The sequence below is a fragment of the Halarchaeum rubridurum genome (assembly GCF_014647115.1).
In the GTDB taxonomy this organism is placed as follows: Archaea; Halobacteriota; Halobacteria; order Halobacteriales; family Halobacteriaceae; genus Halarchaeum; species Halarchaeum rubridurum.
The window spans coordinates 1-2,630 of record NZ_BMOO01000016.1; the positions used below are offsets into that span (position 1 = coordinate 1).

Sequence of the window (2,630 nt, forward strand, 5' to 3'; positions counted from 1 at the left end):
TTGCAACTCCTCACGCGGTTTCTTCATACTACTCCCAACGCAATCAGACGGGATAAATATTCCTCTAGGCGGAATATTCCGTCTACTTGAGGAAGTCCGGACGGTCGGTGTCGCGAGTCGTGGTCGCCTCGGGGTCGATCCCCAGCTCGCGGAGTTCCGCATCGGTCGGTTCGTGGCCGATCTCGCCCTTGTGGAGCGCGACTGCCTCATCGAGATTCTCTAACGCGTCAACTCGCGACTTCCTTGCGTCGTGACGCCGGTCTCAACGTCCGTCGCGATCCACCAGTCGTCCTCCCGCCACAGCCGAATCTCCCCCGGACGCGGACTCTCCTTCGACGACCCAGCCATTATCGCCTAATTCGGCCGCTAACCGGTAACTATCCGGTGCTGTCAACCACCCGTTGTGCGGAACGACACCGATCTTAACCAACATATGGCGGTGTTTCTAGTTCAGTGTTGGTTAATCGAAGCGGGCCCTCCACTGGTTCCGGAGTTAACTCACGTACAGTAGCGTCGTGTCAGGAGATGCGGTGGCAGATAATTTCGGTGCTCCCGCAGGCAGGGCATTCGTTAGTCGAAGGATTAACGGTCGCACCGCAGCGCCGGCACTCCACGACTCTCTCCGGTTGTGCTGTGGGCGAGAGCACTCGCTTGAGTAAGCGAATCATGTGTTAGGCCCCCTTGGGAGCGGGGACGCGGCCAGAGGAGGGGCTAGCCGATGTTGGAGCGTGTGACAGTGGGCGCGAAGCGCGCTCCCCCTCCTAGCTGGTTCGATGCACTCAAGGCGGATATAGTCCAGTGACTTCCGTGGCCGGCACCTCCCACACACCACTTTTCACGAGTGTTTGTGGGCGAATGGCATAGCGGTGGCTGGTAGGGAGACACCAGATTTCACGAGAGTTGTTATGGACTCCAGAGGGGGAGAGACACACCACTTTTCACGAGAGTTTCCATGATCAAGGGCCGGGGTGAAACAAGATACAAGGTTCTCCTAGAAAGAGACTAGACAGAAATAATCTTATTTCTACCCACTACGGATACTGTTTCTGCACGCTCTACTTATTCTTTTCCCATTCAATGGGTTGTCGTAGGCTGCTCTACTCTTGTAGTTCCAATACTCGTGAAAAGTGGTGTGTCTCTGTTTTATATACCGCTAACTCTCGTGAGACTCGTGACTCTCATGAAGCATAGGTGTTTAAGTAACTCCTGTCCCATGACACCACCAATGGGGCTCGCACCGTTCGCACCCGACAATACCATCTTCAAGAACGAAACCGCGCTCCGAGACAGCTACCGGCCCGACGAACTCCTTGAGCGCGACGAGGAACTCGCCGCCTACCAAAGCGCCCTTCGCCCAGTCATCAACGGCGCCCAACCCAAGAACATCTTCCTCTACGGCGAAACCGGCGTCGGAAAAACCCTTGCCACCCGAATGGTTCTCGACCGCCTCCGCCAGGACCAAGCCGACTACGACCATCTTGACCTCCATACCGTCAACCTCGTCTGCAAGTCGATGGGGTCCAGCTACCAGGTTGCTGTCAATCTTGTAAACGAATTCCGCGACCTACACGAGGAGATTAACTCCACTGGCCACCCCGCCAGCGACGTCTACAACAAACTCTGGACGCACCTTGAGGAGCTCGATGCTACCCACTGCCTCATTGTTCTCGACGAAATCGACGCGATCGGCAGTGATGACAACCTCCTCTACGAACTCCCACGCGCCAACGATAACGGGAATGTCGAGAGTACCTGGGTTGGCGTTATCGGTATCTCGAACGACTTTACGTTCCGGGAGAGCCTCAGTGCGCGCGTCACAGATAGCCTCTGCGACGAGGAGATTCACTTCCCGCCCTATGACGCGAACCAACTCCGCAAAATCCTCACCCAACGCTCCCAGGACGCCTTCCGCGACGACGTGCTCAGCGGCGACGTCATCCCTCTCTGCGCTGCCCAAACCGCCCAAAAGTATGGGAGTGCACGGCAGGCATTGAAGCGTCTCTACAAGGCCGGCGACCTCGCTCGCGATGAGGGTGCTGACGAGGTCACTGAAGACCACATCCGACAGGCTGACGATCTGGTTGAACGCGATAAAGTCCAGAGCGAACTCTCCAAGCTCCCTACCCAGGCGAAAATTGCGCTCTACGGCCTCCTCATGCTCGACGACGACGGGAAGACGCCCGCGAAGCGCTCCAAGATCTACGAGCGCTACTCGATCGCAGCGAAGCAACTTGGTGCGGACGTCGTCTCCGACCGCACCATCCACGACAACCTCAGCCAACTCACCCTCAAGGGCTTCCTCGACGTCAACGAACAAAACGAAGGCCCGAACGGCGGCAGCTACTACGAATACGAATTCAGCATCCGCCCTGACCTTGCTCGCGATGTCCTCCGACACGACGGCCGCACCGGCGACCTCTGGGAATAGTTCCCGTTAGGTTCTGTAGAGCCCTAGCCGGTTATTCGTCAGTAGAACAGCGTACCCGTATCGCGATTTTGAATACAGCCCTCTGGGCTGTCTGTACTCCGCTATTCTCGCCACTAGCGGTCTTCCGCTGCACCGGCTGTGTTGAATCGCCATACGGCGGTGGAATTCACTGTTTCACAGCCCGCTTGATGTTATAGACGAC

General features: G+C 57.0%; 1 protein-coding gene and 1 pseudogene. One reads left to right on the forward strand and one right to left on the reverse strand.

Features of this window, described 5'->3' with window-relative positions:
• Positions 1-82: 82 nt before the first annotated feature.
• Positions 83-348, reverse strand: a pseudogene (locus tag IEX84_RS14665) (type II toxin-antitoxin system HicB family antitoxin).
• A gap of 877 nt (positions 349-1,225) precedes the next feature.
• Here IEX84_RS14665 and IEX84_RS14470 point away from each other — a divergent pair.
• The gene (locus IEX84_RS14470) at positions 1,226-2,428 is read left to right on the forward strand and encodes a Cdc6/Cdc18 family protein (RefSeq protein WP_188873265.1); all 1,203 of its coding nucleotides are present in this window, start codon (positions 1,226-1,228) and stop codon (positions 2,426-2,428) included.
• Positions 2,429-2,630 lie beyond the last annotated feature (202 nt).